At 67.0% G+C, this 13,220-nt stretch carries 15 protein-coding genes; 6 read left to right on the forward strand and 9 right to left on the reverse strand.

Features of this window, described 5'->3' with window-relative positions; genetic code table 11:
- Window positions 1–268, reverse strand: a 268-nt coding sequence (locus NBRGI_RS46710; RefSeq protein ID WP_268808431.1) for a sigma factor, incomplete at its 3' end; no start/stop codon positions are given.
- A gap of 278 nt (window positions 269–546) precedes the next feature.
- Between NBRGI_RS46710 and NBRGI_RS27990 the strand changes: the two genes are divergently transcribed.
- The gene (locus NBRGI_RS27990) at window positions 547–1,032 is read left to right on the forward strand and encodes a pyridoxamine 5'-phosphate oxidase family protein (protein ID WP_148310970.1); all 486 of its coding nucleotides are present in this window, start codon (window positions 547–549) and stop codon (window positions 1,030–1,032) included.
- A 115-nt stretch (window positions 1,033–1,147) separates the two neighbouring features.
- On the forward strand, window positions 1,148–1,768 hold the full coding sequence (locus tag NBRGI_RS27995; protein WP_029900196.1) for a class I SAM-dependent methyltransferase: 621 nt from the start codon (window positions 1,148–1,150) through the stop codon (window positions 1,766–1,768).
- Between the two features lie 49 nt (window positions 1,769–1,817).
- On the opposite strand, the gene NBRGI_RS28000 is transcribed toward NBRGI_RS27995, so the two are convergent.
- On the reverse strand, window positions 1,818–2,645 hold the full coding sequence (locus NBRGI_RS28000; protein WP_029900197.1) for a transglutaminase-like domain-containing protein: 828 nt from the start codon (window positions 2,643–2,645) through the stop codon (window positions 1,818–1,820).
- A gap of 257 nt (window positions 2,646–2,902) precedes the next feature.
- On the opposite strand from NBRGI_RS28000, the gene NBRGI_RS28005 reads away from it, so the two are divergent.
- Window positions 2,903–3,640: an SDR family oxidoreductase gene (locus tag NBRGI_RS28005; protein ID WP_029900198.1), complete on the forward strand. Its 738-nt coding sequence runs from the start codon at window positions 2,903–2,905 to the stop codon at window positions 3,638–3,640.
- Here NBRGI_RS28005 and NBRGI_RS28010 read toward each other — a convergent pair.
- From NBRGI_RS28010 to NBRGI_RS28020, 3 genes are all read right to left on the reverse strand, one after another.
- On the reverse strand, window positions 3,627–4,538 hold the full coding sequence (locus NBRGI_RS28010; protein WP_029900199.1) for a LysR family transcriptional regulator: 912 nt from the start codon (window positions 4,536–4,538) through the stop codon (window positions 3,627–3,629). The genes NBRGI_RS28005 and NBRGI_RS28010 overlap by 14 nt on opposite strands.
- Window positions 4,539–4,595: 57 nt before the next feature.
- Window positions 4,596–5,105 (reverse strand): DinB family protein, encoded by a 510-nt coding sequence (locus tag NBRGI_RS28015; protein ID WP_029900200.1) that lies wholly within the window; start codon window positions 5,103–5,105, stop codon window positions 4,596–4,598.
- Between the two features lie 349 nt (window positions 5,106–5,454).
- Window positions 5,455–5,943, reverse strand: coding sequence for a hypothetical protein (locus tag NBRGI_RS28020; protein WP_200882230.1), 489 nt, complete (start codon window positions 5,941–5,943; stop codon window positions 5,455–5,457).
- A gap of 19 nt (window positions 5,944–5,962) precedes the next feature.
- Here NBRGI_RS28020 and NBRGI_RS28025 point away from each other — a divergent pair, with 19 nt between their 5' ends.
- Together NBRGI_RS28025 and NBRGI_RS28030 are read left to right on the forward strand one after the other, a co-directional pair.
- Window positions 5,963–6,709 (forward strand): class I SAM-dependent methyltransferase, encoded by a 747-nt coding sequence (locus NBRGI_RS28025; protein WP_036561224.1) that lies wholly within the window; start codon window positions 5,963–5,965, stop codon window positions 6,707–6,709.
- A gap of 10 nt (window positions 6,710–6,719) precedes the next feature.
- Window positions 6,720–8,192, forward strand: a complete 1,473-nt coding sequence (locus NBRGI_RS28030; protein WP_029900203.1) for a carboxylesterase/lipase family protein — start codon at window positions 6,720–6,722, stop codon at window positions 8,190–8,192.
- An 8-nt stretch (window positions 8,193–8,200) separates the two neighbouring features.
- Here NBRGI_RS28030 and NBRGI_RS45500 read toward each other — a convergent pair whose 3' ends face one another.
- The 3 genes from NBRGI_RS45500 to NBRGI_RS28045 all read right to left on the reverse strand — a co-directional run bounded on the left by NBRGI_RS45500 (window position 8,201) and on the right by NBRGI_RS28045 (window position 11,405).
- Entirely contained in the window at window positions 8,201–9,697 is a 1,497-nt protein-coding gene (locus tag NBRGI_RS45500) for a hypothetical protein (protein WP_051728083.1), read from the reverse strand.
- On the reverse strand, window positions 9,679–10,071 hold the full coding sequence (locus NBRGI_RS28040; RefSeq protein ID WP_148310971.1) for a hypothetical protein: 393 nt from the start codon (window positions 10,069–10,071) through the stop codon (window positions 9,679–9,681). The genes NBRGI_RS45500 and NBRGI_RS28040 overlap by 19 nt, the downstream gene beginning before the upstream one ends.
- 155 nt (window positions 10,072–10,226) lie before the next feature.
- The gene (locus NBRGI_RS28045; RefSeq protein ID WP_051728084.1) at window positions 10,227–11,405 is read right to left on the reverse strand and encodes a citrate/2-methylcitrate synthase; all 1,179 of its coding nucleotides are present in this window, start codon (window positions 11,403–11,405) and stop codon (window positions 10,227–10,229) included.
- Between the two features lie 88 nt (window positions 11,406–11,493).
- Here NBRGI_RS28045 and NBRGI_RS28050 point away from each other — a divergent pair, with 88 nt between their 5' ends.
- Entirely contained in the window at window positions 11,494–12,714 is a 1,221-nt protein-coding gene (locus NBRGI_RS28050) for a citrate synthase (protein WP_036561230.1), read from the forward strand.
- Here the strand turns inward: NBRGI_RS28050 and NBRGI_RS45505 are convergent.
- Entirely contained in the window at window positions 12,681–13,175 is a 495-nt protein-coding gene (locus NBRGI_RS45505) for a GNAT family N-acetyltransferase (RefSeq protein WP_029900208.1), read from the reverse strand. The two genes, NBRGI_RS28050 and NBRGI_RS45505, sit on opposite strands and share 34 nt — an antisense overlap.
- Window positions 13,176–13,220: the final 45 nt, after the last annotated feature.

A 13,220-nucleotide genomic window follows, 5' to 3' on the forward strand; every position in this document is an offset into this window, starting at 1 on the left:
CGTTGTAGGAGGTTCGTGCGGACAAGGTCACCAGCCAGGCCCGCAGATCTCGTACCGCGGATATATCAACGGTCGCGACGCGTAACCACACCTCCTGAGTCACGTCCTCGGCTTCGGTAACAGTTCCGAGGATTCGATAAGCCACCCCGTAAACCGCGGCACGATGGGTTTGCCAGTCGCTGTCGGTCAACGACCGCGACGACTCGTCCCTTATCGCCGCGGAATCGCCGCCACGGACTTCAGATGGTCTCTGCAGCGAACCTGCCATCGAGTGCTCCCTCCGGACTCCGACAATCTCATCGTGAAGACGACGTAGCCCGCCGATGTGTCACACCGCGATAGGCGCGGCCCGAACGCGACGGCGCCAGTCTCTATCTGGCCGAGCGCGGATGAGGTCGGGGTCTGCCACTCAGACCCTTGACAGGCCCGAGTTGGTAAGTCAAAACTAACCGTTAGCGACCACTTACGAAGCTGGCGAATGGAGTGTCCTCAGTGACGTCCCGCCTACCTAACGCGCTTCGCGGCCATACTCGACAAAGGCAACCGATGACCGTCGACAACTCAACCAACGAACCCGCGCCGCTGCCCCGCCCGCGCGGCCTCGAGCAGCGGCGCGCGGACGCGCTGGAACGACTCGGAACCAGCCATCAAACGTGGCTGGCCACGGCGGGCAAGGGTCCGCACCTTATCCCTGTCGCCTACATCTGGAACACGAACGCCCTCACCACGGCCACGTTCGAGCGCAGTCGCACCGTCGCCAACCTCCGAACAACTCCACGAGCGAGAGTGGCTATCGGAGACACCGCCGACCTGATCATGGTCGATGCCGCCGCATCGCTTATACCCGTTGATGCGGTCGACCCTGCCACCGCCGACGGATACGCCCAGGTGTCGCACGACCCGCGCACCATGCCAGGTTTTATCTACATCCAACTCGTTCCGCACCGCATACAAGTGTGGAATGGATTCCACGAGTTCACCGAACGCACCGTTATGGCAGAGGGCCGATGGCTCGACCATCCGATCGACTAGCAGCCGCGAACAGAAACCATTTTGCGCACCGCAGGCGCCGGCTCGATACCGACCCACACCGTCGCCGGGCGCACAACGAGAACACTGGGACGCCTTACGGTCGCATGATGTGTCCATGCACCGAACCCAGCGCGAGGCTGACCTGATCGCCTACTACGACAACGAGATCGGCCAACGCGCTGTGCGTGAGCTGCCGCAGGCACGAGTGCTGCGCCGCGCCGAGTACCTCGAACTGCTGCGACGGGAAGGCATCACGGATCTGCTCGAGATCGGTTGCGGCCCCGGCCGCGACGGTATCGCGTTCGCGGACGCGGGTCTCGCCTACACCGGCGTCGATCTCGCCCCGCAGAGCGTCGCGACGGCTCGGTCACTGGGACTCGACGCCCGCCAGGCTTCGGTCCTGCAGCTCCCCTTCGAGGACGCGAGTTTCGGCGCCGGCTGGACCATGAGCACGCTTTTGCACATCGCCGATACCGACCTGGACACGGCGCTGACCGAGATCCTGCGCGTCCTGCGGCCGGGAGCGCCGCTGGCGATCGGCCTGTGGGGCGACGAACAGGCCAGCGAGCAGCTGTGGGACAACGGCAGCGGACACGGTCCGGCACGGTTCTTCAGCATCCGCACCGATGCTGCCCTACAGGCGGTACTACAGCGACACGGCACCCTCGAGCAGTGGCTGACCTGGCCGGGCACCGATAACTGGCACTACCAGTGGGCGATCCTGCGCCGAGAGTGAAAGCGGCTCGGAAGCCTGGCGCTTGCGGTGGTCGACCTACCCGGTCCGGCTACCGCGGCACGAGTTCGGCAGGGACACGCAGCTCGTCGCGTGCATATAGATCGATGACTTCCCCGGGGTCATCTCGGATACAGGTAGCGGCGATGACATCGAGCAGGTCGTCGTAGTCAGGTCCCGTCTCGCCCTCATAGGATGCGGTCATGTGGCCCCACTCGTCCCAGGGAAGCATCTCGACCTTGTTCAACGCGGCGAGATCTTTGACGGCGTTGCCTCTGATCTCTGCAGGGCCCCAGTTCTCGGTGCCGTACACCCCGAAGGCAGAGGCGTCGATACGGCCGTCGCGGTACGCGACCCACGCTTCACCGCCGCTGAGGAATTCGCCGGCCTGGAGATCTTCGGGGTGCTCGAGGACGTCCTGACCAAGGATTTCGGAGTCGATGCGCACCCAACGGCCCCGAACGTCGTCCCAATACTCGGTGATCCAATGATCTAGCCCCTGTCCGGGCTGGAAGTAGGTGGCGAAGCCGCAGCGCACCCGAGACGGGATCCCATGATGGCGCAGCAGCGCACAACTGATCACTGCGAAGTGGCGACACGTTCCGATAACCCGCCGAGATGGTTCGCGGGCAATATCGAGCGGCGCGGCTTCCAACGTGAGTAGCGCGGCGAGCAGACGGTTCGCGGGTCGGATCTGGTTTTCACCGAACCGCTCTGCGGGCAAGTTCAGCGCCTGAGCATCGTGCGGCTGGATAACCAGGGCCGAGGTCAGACGACAGATCTCGATGACCTCGATGGGAACTGGTCGCAGTATGGCCGGATCGATCCCGGTCAGATGTGTCAGTGGCCCGGCGGTGGCGTAGTCGAGCGTCTGGATCATGCCAAAATCGTAAGCACCGCAGCCTCATCCGTCGCTGTATAGGAAATGTCTATGGCGCCTGCTGCTTATTCGTCTTTGCCGGTGACACTTTCGGCGACATACGGTGAAACAGCTCGACGCGGTGCGCTCCGAAAGCCTTCGTGAATGCGCTCCGATCCTTGTTCGCCGAGTGAAAACCCTTGTGGCCGACAGGGATCAGTTCTGCCACAGAGCCGAAATTCGGGGCCGGTCCGACGATGATATGAAGGAGAACCGATATGTACCAAGGCAAGACCGCGGTGATCACCGGTGGCAGCACCGGTATGGGGTTCGCGATGGCGAAGCTGCTGGTGGACGGCGGTGCGCGAGTGGTGATCACGGGACGTTCGCAGGCGACGCTCGATACCGCCCAGCGGCAACTCGGCGAGAACGCGATCGCCGTGCGCGGCGATGTCGCCGCACTGCCCGATCTGGACGCGCTCGCGGATCGTGTGCGAAGTGAATTCGCTACGCTCGACGCGCTTTTCGTCAACGCGGGCATCGCCAAGGCCATGCCTTTCGAGTCGACGACCGAGGAGTTCTACGACGAGTTGTTCGCGGTCAACGTCAAGGGCGTCTTCTTCACCGTGCAGAAGCTGTCTCCACTGCTGAGCCCGACGGCGGGTGTCGTGCTCACCACCTCGAACGCGAACGTGATGGGTATGCCCACGGCGGGCGTCTACTCGGCGGGCAAAGCGGCGGTACGTTCCATGGCCCGCAGCCTGGCCGGTGAGCTGCTCCCCCGCGGAATCCGAGTGAACGCGGTCAGCCCCGGCCCGATCGATACCGGGATCCTGGACAGCGCGATGACCGCCGAGGCCGCCGCGCAATTCAAGAAAGAGCGAGTCGCCGAGAATCCGATGCGCCGTTTCGGCACTCCGGACGAGATCGCCAGGGCCGCAGTGTTTCTCGCTTTCGACGCCACTTACACCACGGGTGCCGAGCTGGTCGTGGACGGCGGCGCTACCCAGCTCTGAGTTCGTCCGTTCGCGCCGGCGCGAACTTGTGCCACGTTTCTCGGCGCAGCAGCTCGAGCAGGGCCGTTTCGGCCGGGCCTGCATTGTGCCGGACAGCGGCGAGGATCGGCTGCGACACCACAGGGAAGACCGGCCGGGCCAGATGTTCGTAACCCTGCGGCACCGCGGAGGCCGGGACCAGCGTCACCCCGAGTCCGTGTGAAGCCCAGCGCACGGCCGTAGCCGCCTGGGTGACCCGGGCGGCCGTGCTGGGGGTCAGCCCGTTGTCCCGCAGCACCTCTCGAAGCACGGCGTCCAAGGCGCTGTCCCGGTCGAAGCGCACCCACGGCTCGTCCGCGAGTTCGGGCAACTCGACCCGGTCCGCCGCGAGCAGCCGATGCCCGATGCCCAGCACCACAACGAATTCTTCGTCGCCGAGGTGATGGGCATCGGCCGAGGTCTCCTCGCACGGCGCGGTCACCAGGACGAGATCCAGCACGCCACGCCGGCCCATCCGTTCCAGCTCGGCCGGGTTCGGCTCTTCGAAGACGGTGACCTCGAGCCGCGGGTAGCGGCGACGCAGCGCGGCCAGGGCACTCGGCAATTGCCTTGTGCCCAAACCCAGTTGCGCCGCCACCAGCAGTTCGCCTTCGAGTTCCTCGGCACTGGCCCGGGCGGTCGCCCGCGCCCGCCGCGACGCGTTCACCGCGACCTGAGCTTCGCGCAGGAACGCGCGACCGACGACGGTGGGCACCAGCCCGGTCGGGGTGCGGGCGAACAGCGTCACGCCGAGTTCGCGTTCCAGAGCACGGATCTGCTGGGACATCGAGGGCTGCGCCACGTGCAGCAGTTCGGCCGCCGCCGTCACCGAGCCCACCTCGGCGACGGCCAGGGCGTACTCGTATTGCCGTAGCGTCATCGACGCGCGTCCTTCCTGCCGTGGACCGCGGTCCACATCGCGGTACCCGGCTCGATCCTAGGCTCGTTCGCCGCGGGACGGTTCGCGTGCCTGGTCGATCTGTTCGCGCAGGATGTCGCCGTGACCTGCGTGCCTGGCGAATTCCTCGATCATCGCGAGCAGAGTCCAGCGCATACTGACCTTGCCTTCGCGGGGATTGTCCTTGGTGTCGTCCAGGTCGAAACCGGCGGCGATCTCCCGGGAGCGTCGACTGGCCCGCTCGAATTCGGCGATGACGTCGGCCAGTGACTCGTCCTCGGCGACGGCGAAAGTGCCTTCGTCTCGGCGCGAGTAGCCGTCGCATTCGGCCTCGTCGAGGCCCGCCCAGAACCGTTGGAACCAGATCCGTTCCGCACCGGCGGCGTGCTTGATCAAGGAGATCGGGGTCGTCAGCGACGGGACGAGCCTGCGACGCGCGTCCGCCTCCGACAGACCGCGCACTGTTTCGATCAGTGCCTCACGGTTGCGGTCGAGCATGTTCTCGATGAGCGCGCGCTCGCCACCATCGGTTATCCGATTGGTACTCATAGGTTTTCACTCCTTGTCTCATTGTGCTCGAGGCACTCGGGATGGGCACGGCACATGGCCGCGAGTCGCGGGGTACGCGAAACGTCCGATGTCAGCGACAACCGGGAAAAGAGAGGCTCTTGCCGCGAAGAATGCGGACCGAGCGTGGTGCGGGCCTACCGCACCGCAGACCCAACCAGGGGCCTGCTCCCGGCAACAGTACTCGATGCCGCGCTGTCCGTCGATGGCTGACGCCTCGGCCGCGCGCGGGCCTGATCGATCGAGTTGCTCGCGGACTCGGTCGCGCAGCGCCGTAATCGCCTCTCCCCTGGCGGCAGGACCACACCCGGACCCATCTACGGCGTCCGACTCAGCGCGGGCTGGTGCGTAGCTGATCGAGCGCGGATGGGACTGCGCCGGACCACCATTGTGGGTCGGCGGTGCCGTCGGTAGTGCCGCCGTCGCGGTGGACGTAGTGGCGTACGTCGCGGCCCGCTTCGGCGAATTCGCCGGAAAGGGCGCGTTCGAGCCATTCGGCGCCGAAACGGAACACCTCGGCCGCAACGCCGCCGAGGGGGTGGAATTCGCCCTCGTAGACGCGAATCTCCTTGGGCGCCTTGACCAGTTCATAGTTGGCCAGGGCCTGCTCCAGCGGGGTCAGTTCGTCGAATTCGCCGATGCCGAACAGCACCGGGCAGGTGATGTCGCCGACCAGCCCGCCGAGCGGCATGCGGGAGACCAGTTCACGGTCGAACGCCTCCTCGTCCTGGTAGCCGGCCATGTACATGAAGTTGTTCTTGAAGGTCGGCTGGGCGCGTGGGCGAATGCGCCGAAGCGGCGCACGGGATTCCGTTGGCACACATGTCACGATGAGCCGTATGACTTCAGTTCCGCACAATCGCGCAACCCCTGCTCGAGTGAGCCCGTACGACAGTATCGCCGAGGGATACACGGCAGAGAGCGAAACCGGCCTGTTGACTGCGTATTACAACCGGCCCGCGCTGTTGGACCTGGCCGGAGACGTGCAGGGACGGCGGATTCTCGATGCCGGGTGCGGCTCGGGCCCGCTCTTCGACGGGCTGCGTGAGCGGGGCGCGGTCGTGACCGGGATCGACGCGAGCGCCGGGATGCTGGACCTGGCCCGTGAGCGACTCGGCGCCGACGCCGACCTGCGAGTGGTCGACCTCGCCGATCCACTGCCCTTCCCCGACAACACATTCGATGACGTCGTCGCGTCACTGGTGCTGCACTACCTTCGAGATTGGGGCCCGACACTGGCCGAATTACGCCGGGTGCTGGTCCCGGGCGGCCGGCTCATCGCCTCGGTCGAGCATCCGTTCGCCAACTTCCTGACCCAGCGCATGGCCGGAGACGAGACGAACTACTTCCAGACCCGCAACCGGACCGAAGAATGGACCATGGGCGGCCAGACCGCCCAGCTGAGCTTCTGGGATCGTCCGCTGCACGCGATGACCGACGCCTTCACCGCGGCAGGCTTCCGCCTCACCGTCATCAGCGAACCGCTGGCCGCGCCCGCCGCCCGCGACCTGGCCCCTGACGTTTTCGACGAGAGCACCGGCACCAGGTTCCTCTGCTTCCTGTTCTTCGTCCTGCACGCCGACTGAACCGCAGCGCATGAATGTGGGTGAGCGAGTCGAGATTCGCACGGCTTCGGGGGTGGTGCGGGGCGAATGGGTGCGCGACGTTGCGGTGTTCCGGGGCGTTCCTTATGCCCGACCACCGGTCGGCGCGCGACGTTTCGCCGCGCCGGTGCCGGTGCTGCCGTGGGACGGGGTCCGTGACGCGTCGGAGTTCGGTCCGCCGGTGCCGCAGAAAGGTTGGGCGGGCTCGGATTCCGGCGACTGTCTGACGTTGAACGTGTGGTCACCGGACCTCGGTGCCGCGCGGCTGCCGGTGCTGGTGTGGATTCACGGGGGCGCGTACCTGGAGGGCGAATCCAGCAACCCGCACCACGACGGCGCACTGCTCGCGGCGGCGGGCGCGGTGGTGGTGAGCATGAACTACCGCACGGGAGTGGAGGGTTTCGCGCACATCATCGGCGCACCGGACAACCGTGGACTGCTCGACCAAGCGGCCGCGCTGCGGTGGGTGCGCGACAATGTGGCCGCGTTCGGCGGCGATCCGGGCAGGGTGACGGTGTTCGGACAGTCCGCGGGCGCGGGTTCGGTTGCGGCGCTGCTGGTCATGCCGAGCGCGGCCGGGTGGTTTCAGCGGGCGATCGCCCAGAGTGTTCCCGGCACCTATTTCGCGCCGCGACTGGCCGCGGCGATCTCAGCGTCCATCGCGGCGGAAGTCGGAGCAGGCGCCGACATCGACGAGCTGTCCACTATCAGCCCGCGCGCGTTGGTCGACGCGACGCGCACCGTGATCGCGAAAATGCCGGACGAGGTGGAGTCGTGGGGCCCGATGGCGCTCACGCCGACCCCGTTCTCTCCGGTCGTCGACGGTGATGTGCTGCCTTGTGCGCCGTGGCAGGCACTCGCCGACGGGGCGGCCCGCGGTGTCGACGTGCTGGTCGGCCATACCCGAGACGAGTTCCGGCTGTTCGATCCGCGCCGTGGTGGCACGGTGACCGACGCGGAGCTCACGGCGACCCTGCACCGCCTCGCACCCGGAATCGACTACCGCACCGCCTATCCCGACGCCACGAACGCCGAGCTGTACGAAACAGCCAACGCGGACTGGCTTTTCCGCATGCCGAGCCTGCATCTCGCCGCCGCCCAGCGCGCCGGTGGCGGTCGCGCCTGGCTCTACGAACTCTGCTGGAGTTTCAACCGGGACGAAGGCGCCTCGCACAGCCTCGACGTCCTGCTGGTCTTCGGCACCCTCGGTGCGAACGAGGTGCGCGAGCATCCCGCCGCACACCCGAACGCCGTCGCAGAAGTGTCCGGCGTCGGTCGCGCCATGCGTACCGACTGGCTGAGCTTCGCCACCACCGGCGACCCCGGTTGGCCTCCTTACGATCCGTGCACCCGGCTGACCCGCGTCTACACAGCGACACCCGGCACGCGGCCTTATCCCGAGGAGTCTTCCTGCCGACTGTGGTCTGCGCACCGGTTCGCCCCGTTGAACTTGTTGGGCGAGTAGCCGAGCCGCTAGCGCGGTGGTGGTGGTTGCGGGGTGCGGCCCGGCGGCGCAGGGACGGGCTCCTTCGGTTCCGGCGGTGGTGGTGGCGAATATGGTTCCACCACTACGACTTTGGGCGGGTTCTCGACGGGCCCGGCGACCGTCGGATAGTACGGCGGCAGATGTTTCGGGCTGCTGTCGGTCGGCTGGGCCGGATACGACGACATCGGGGTGGGTTCTACGGTCCCGACTTTGACCGTCGGCGCGGGCAGATCCGTGGCCGCGGCCCATTCGTCGGTGGACGCGCGCCGGTCGACCAGCTGGGTGGTCGACCCGTCGGACCGGTACTGGTATGCCTCGGTGCTGGGGTACTGGGTGACCTGTCCGCCGGCGACGACATCGTCGCCGCGACGCGTGATCGTCATGTCACCGTTCACTGTCGCAACGGGTTTGGCGATTTCCGGGGCGAAGGGGTCCACCGCGGAATAGTGCACCTTCAGGGAGCCGTCGGAGCCCTGCGCCACCCGGACGTCGGGAACGCCGGCACCGGCTTGCCTGCCGTCGACCGATACCGTGGGATTCTGCCGGGCGATCAGGATTCCGTTTTCCATGTCGACGTAGAGCGAAACCCGTGAGGCTTCCGCCGAGGCGTCGGCGGAAGGACCGCGATTGTCTCCGCGCATCGGATACACGAGCCGGCCCTCGAGCCAGTCGTTGATGTTGAGCGCGATGTTGTTGACCTGGTCCACCGGAATGTACATGTTCTGCCGGTACAGCCCCGCTCCGGTGACCGGGTCGAACCGTACCGCCACGATATTGGCGTTGACGCCTTGATATTTGGGGTCGTAGGTGTGCGGGTCGAGTGCTTCGGCCATCCGCCAGTCGTTCTCGGATACCGGATCACGGTGATACACGGCGCGAAACGCGGCGATCTGGTTGGCGCGTTTCTGATCGGCGGTGCTCTGTATCGGGGCGACGCCGGCGAACTCGGCATTCAGCGCGGCGCGGATCTTCGAGAGTTCTTGCTGGATCCGCGTATCCGCGGCCGCGACGGCATCGGCGGCTTCGACGATCCGGCGCTCCCACACGCCGCGAGCGCCTTCGCGTTCGAGCGTCGCAACGGTACCCGGCGGATGGGTCACGGACACGGGTTTGGCGACGAAAATACCGGTGAAACCGCCCGGCACCACGAAACCGTCGCGCTCGGCGGCAGCGATGAGACTGCGCGCGGAGTTCAACGGCGCATGAATGTCCCAGTAGCCCTGCTCGAGTCGCCCCGCGGCCCCTTCCAAGGCATCCACCAGTGCGAAGGCCTTCTTACGGTCGCTCACGGCGCGATCGTGCGCCGCCTCGGCCGCCTTGCCCCGCCACTCGTTATCGGTGACGACGGTGACGTAACGTTCGAACAGGCCCTCTATCTTCGTGCCGCAATCCCGCAGCCCGCCCGCGATGGTGAGCAGGGGCTGCGGGTCGTAGTCGTCGAGCTGGCGCCTGGACGGTGTTCCGGTCACCTCGGCGCCCCCCATTCGCCGGAGTCCTTGGTATAGGTCGCCGCCAAGATCTCCGCCGCGTTGTCCGCCTCGGCTTCCCGGAACTTGATCGTGGCCTGATGCATGAGGCGGCCGATCTCCCGTAACCGTCCCGCCACCGCGGTGATCAGACGGTCTTCGACGTCGCCGGCCAGTCCCTTCGCCTCGTCGACCGCGCGCAGTTTCTCGCCCCAGGAAAGCAGCGGAAGCATTCCGTCTGCTACTTCCAGTCGCGCGGCCTCGTCCCCCAGCCCGTACATCTGATTGGACTTGACGCCCAGCTTTTCCAGATCGGCCTGCAACGTCATCGGCAACCCCGTTTCGCCCTCGGGGACGTGACGCTCAGCTGCCCCCAGCTGAATAGTGAACAAGCCGAACAGTATTCACGACGACGTTCAGCTTGGCCGCAATGCTAGCCACCTGACGGACATTGTGCCGAAATGTTGTGCGGATATGTCAGATTCGCGCCCGGACCCCCGAATTCTGCGGTCTTGTTCCACGATTTGCACCGCTGCGCCGAAGCCGATCATGGCCTCCACGGGATGGGTTGCGGCGCAGCCGGTCCCACATACCGTGCGGACGGACGGATGATCTTTCCGGTCTCGGCTTGTTCGAGCATGTTCGCCGTCCAGCCGACCACTCGGCTCGTCGCGAAAGTGGGCGTGAACATGGTGCGCGGAATACCGCACAGTTCCATCACGACTCCGGCATAGAACTCGACATTGGCGTACAGGTGGCGTCCGGGTTTGAGTTCGGCGAGCAGTTCGGTCACCTGCCGCTCCACGGCTGTCGCGAATTCGACGAGTTCCCCGCCCATTTCGGTGGCGATCGACCGAAGCAGCACCGAGCGTGGATCTTCGGTGCGGTAGACGGCGTGCCCGAAGCCCATGATGCGATCACCCGCGGCGATCTTGGCGCGCACCCAGGCGTCGATGCGCTCGACACTGCCGATCTCGTCCAACCCGTTGAGGGCTCGATCGGGCGCCCCGCCGTGCAGCGGGCCGCAGAACGCCCCGATGGCGGCGAGGACGGCCGAGGCGAGGTCGGCCCCGGTCGCGGCGACGACCCGTCCCGCGAAGGTCGAGGCGTTGAAGCCGTGGTCGATGGTGGCGATCAAATACTGTTCTACCGCCCGCGCCGCTCGTGCCTGCGGCACCTCGCCGGTCAGCAGATACAGCCAGTTCGCGGCCGTGGACAGGTCCGCGCGCGGGGTGAGCGGCGCGAGTCCGCGGTGCAGCCGGTGCAGTGCCGCCAGAATCGTCGGCGTCACCGCGCAGATCAGCAGCGCGTCGCTTTTGCGCTGGGCGGGCGCGCTGTCCCACAGCGGCGGCAGATCGCGGAGACCGGCCAGCAGGGACAACGCCGTGCGCAACCCGGCCATGGGCCGCAACCGTTCCCCGGCGGCGGCGATCGGCGCCAACAGCGGCAACAGGTCCGCGGGCAAGGTGCGCAGGCGCGCGGTCTCGGCGGTGAACGCGGCCAGCTCGGCCGCATCGGGCAGCCTGCCCTCGAACAGCAGAAACCACACCTCTTCGAAGGTGCACGTGGTCGCCAGGTCGATCGCGGAGTGCTGGCGGTAGTGGTAGAAGCCCTCACGTCCGCGCACATCGCCGAGCCGGGTCTCGGCCGCGACCACGTGCCGCAAACCGGCAGGTACCTCGATCAGCTCATCGATGTCGTTCAGTTCAGCAGCGTTGCTCGTCATCTGCAGACCTCCTCTTGATTGAAGAGTGCGAGCACGCTCAACTAGAGTCAATATTGATCCAGTCAACATGAACGCGGAGGGGCAGGTCGTGGCCGAGAAAAGTGATGCACGTTACCTGAGCACCGCCGAGGTGGCCGACCGGCTCGAGATCAAGCCCGCGACGGTCTACGCCTACGTGAGCCGCGGCCTGCTGACCAAGGTCGCGGCGGCGGATCGGCGCGGCAGCCTGTTCCGCGAGGACGAGGTGTCCCGCCTGGCCCGCGGCCGCCGCCGCGGCACCGGTCACCGCAGCACCATCGAAGACGTCACCACCGCGATCTCGGCCATCGACGAGGACCGGCTCTACTATCGGGGCCGCGATGTCGCCGAGCTGGTAGGCGCACAGCCGGTCGAATCCGTCGCCGGGCTGCTGTGGACCGGCGAGCCGGTGACCCAGGAATTCCACGCGCCCGCAACACTTCTCGCGACCACGCACGCCGCGGTGGCCGCGCTCGACCCCGCGGTGCGGCTGACCGATCGAATGCGCGTCGCGGTGACGGTGGCCGGCGCGAGCGACCCGCTGCGCTTCGATCTGTCCACGCCCGGCGTATTGCGTACCGCGCGCATACTTCTCGCCGTCGAGGCGGCGGGGCTCGGTGCGGCCCCGGATGATTCGGCAACGCTCGCCGAAGCGATCACGCCGAGCCTGACCGACGCCGCCGTGCCGCCGGAGTTGCTCGACACGACGCTGACGTTGCTGGCCGATCACGGGCTCGCGGTCTCCACGGTGGCGGCGCGGGTCGCGGCGAGCGCGCGCGTGCATCCGTACGCCGTGGTCTCGGCGGGGCTCGGCGCCCTCGACAGCCAATACCACGGCACCGCAAGCACTCTCGCCTACCGGTTCCTGGCCGAAGCGATCGCCGACCCGCTGGGCGCGGCGTCCGAACGACTTCGCCTGGGTGCCGGACTACCCGGTTTCGGGCACCTCGTCTACCGCGTCACCGATCCGCGCGCCGAAATCCTGCTGGACCGGCTCCGCGCGATACCGGCGGCGGCCCCGGCCCTGACCGCCGTCGACACCATCACCGAGCAACTCGGCGCGCCGCACACCACCGTCGCGAACGTCGACCTGGCGCTGGCCGTCCTCATGCACACCTACCGGATGCGTCCCGACGCGGGCGAGGCCCTCTTCGCCCTCGCCCGCACCATCGGCTGGATCGCGCACACGCTCGAGGAGTACACCGAACCTCCGATGCGCTTCCGCCCCACCCGAACTCCCCCGCTGACGGCCCGGAACTACGACGAGACCGGCAGCATCGCCACCACGTAGGCGACGGGGCGGCCGTCCTGGATGCAGGAGTGTTCGGCGCACTCGGCAAAACCCAGCTGGCGGACCAGCTGTCGACTGCGGGCGTTCCACGCCTGAATGACCGCGCGGACGGGCGTCGACGGGTGGTCGCGGCGGAGTTCGGTCAGCACCGCGCTGCCGAACTGCTTGCCGTGCCCCTTGCCGACCCAGTGCGGGTCCATGCCGACACCGAGGTCGAGGATGCCCGGATCCGCGGCGATGCCGGGTACCCGCGCTTCGGGACCAGTGCAGAAGAAGCCGACGAGGCGACCGCTGCCCGCGTCGGCCACCGCCATGTATCCGTCGGCGGCGCTGGGTAGCTCCTCGTCGGCGGTCAGGTTGTAGATCTGCCACGGACCGCCGTACTGCCACCCGACCACCTGGCGGGCATCGTCGACGGTCAAAGGGCGCACCACGAGGTGATCGGACCATCCATCACTCATTCGACGATCGTCTCGCAAACTTGCGGCGTATTCGATGCGTTTTCC

The organism is Nocardia brasiliensis IFM 10847 (assembly GCF_000710915.1).
Classification (GTDB): domain Bacteria; phylum Actinomycetota; class Actinomycetes; order Mycobacteriales; family Mycobacteriaceae; genus Nocardia; species Nocardia brasiliensis_A.

Excerpts from the sequence above, each read along its gene's own strand:
- NBRGI_RS27990 (WP_148310970.1), top strand. The coding sequence starts at position 547 with ATGACCGTCGACAACTCAACCAACGAACCCGCGCCGCTGCCCCGCCCG.
- NBRGI_RS27995 (WP_029900196.1), top strand. The coding sequence starts at position 1,148 with ATGCACCGAACCCAGCGCGAGGCTGACCTGATCGCCTACTACGACAAC.
- NBRGI_RS28000 (WP_029900197.1), bottom strand. The coding sequence starts at position 2,645 with ATGATCCAGACGCTCGACTACGCCACCGCCGGGCCACTGACACATCTG.
- NBRGI_RS28005 (WP_029900198.1), top strand. The coding sequence starts at position 2,903 with ATGTACCAAGGCAAGACCGCGGTGATCACCGGTGGCAGCACCGGTATG.
- NBRGI_RS28010 (WP_029900199.1), bottom strand. The coding sequence starts at position 4,538 with ATGACGCTACGGCAATACGAGTACGCCCTGGCCGTCGCCGAGGTGGGC.
- NBRGI_RS28015 (WP_029900200.1), bottom strand. The coding sequence starts at position 5,105 with ATGAGTACCAATCGGATAACCGATGGTGGCGAGCGCGCGCTCATCGAG.
- NBRGI_RS28025 (WP_036561224.1), top strand. The coding sequence starts at position 5,963 with ATGACTTCAGTTCCGCACAATCGCGCAACCCCTGCTCGAGTGAGCCCG.
- NBRGI_RS28030 (WP_029900203.1), top strand. The coding sequence starts at position 6,720 with ATGAATGTGGGTGAGCGAGTCGAGATTCGCACGGCTTCGGGGGTGGTG.
- NBRGI_RS45500 (WP_051728083.1), bottom strand. The coding sequence starts at position 9,697 with ATGGGGGGCGCCGAGGTGACCGGAACACCGTCCAGGCGCCAGCTCGAC.
- NBRGI_RS28045 (WP_051728084.1), bottom strand. The coding sequence starts at position 11,405 with ATGACGAGCAACGCTGCTGAACTGAACGACATCGATGAGCTGATCGAG.
- NBRGI_RS45505 (WP_029900208.1), bottom strand. The coding sequence starts at position 13,175 with ATGAGTGATGGATGGTCCGATCACCTCGTGGTGCGCCCTTTGACCGTC.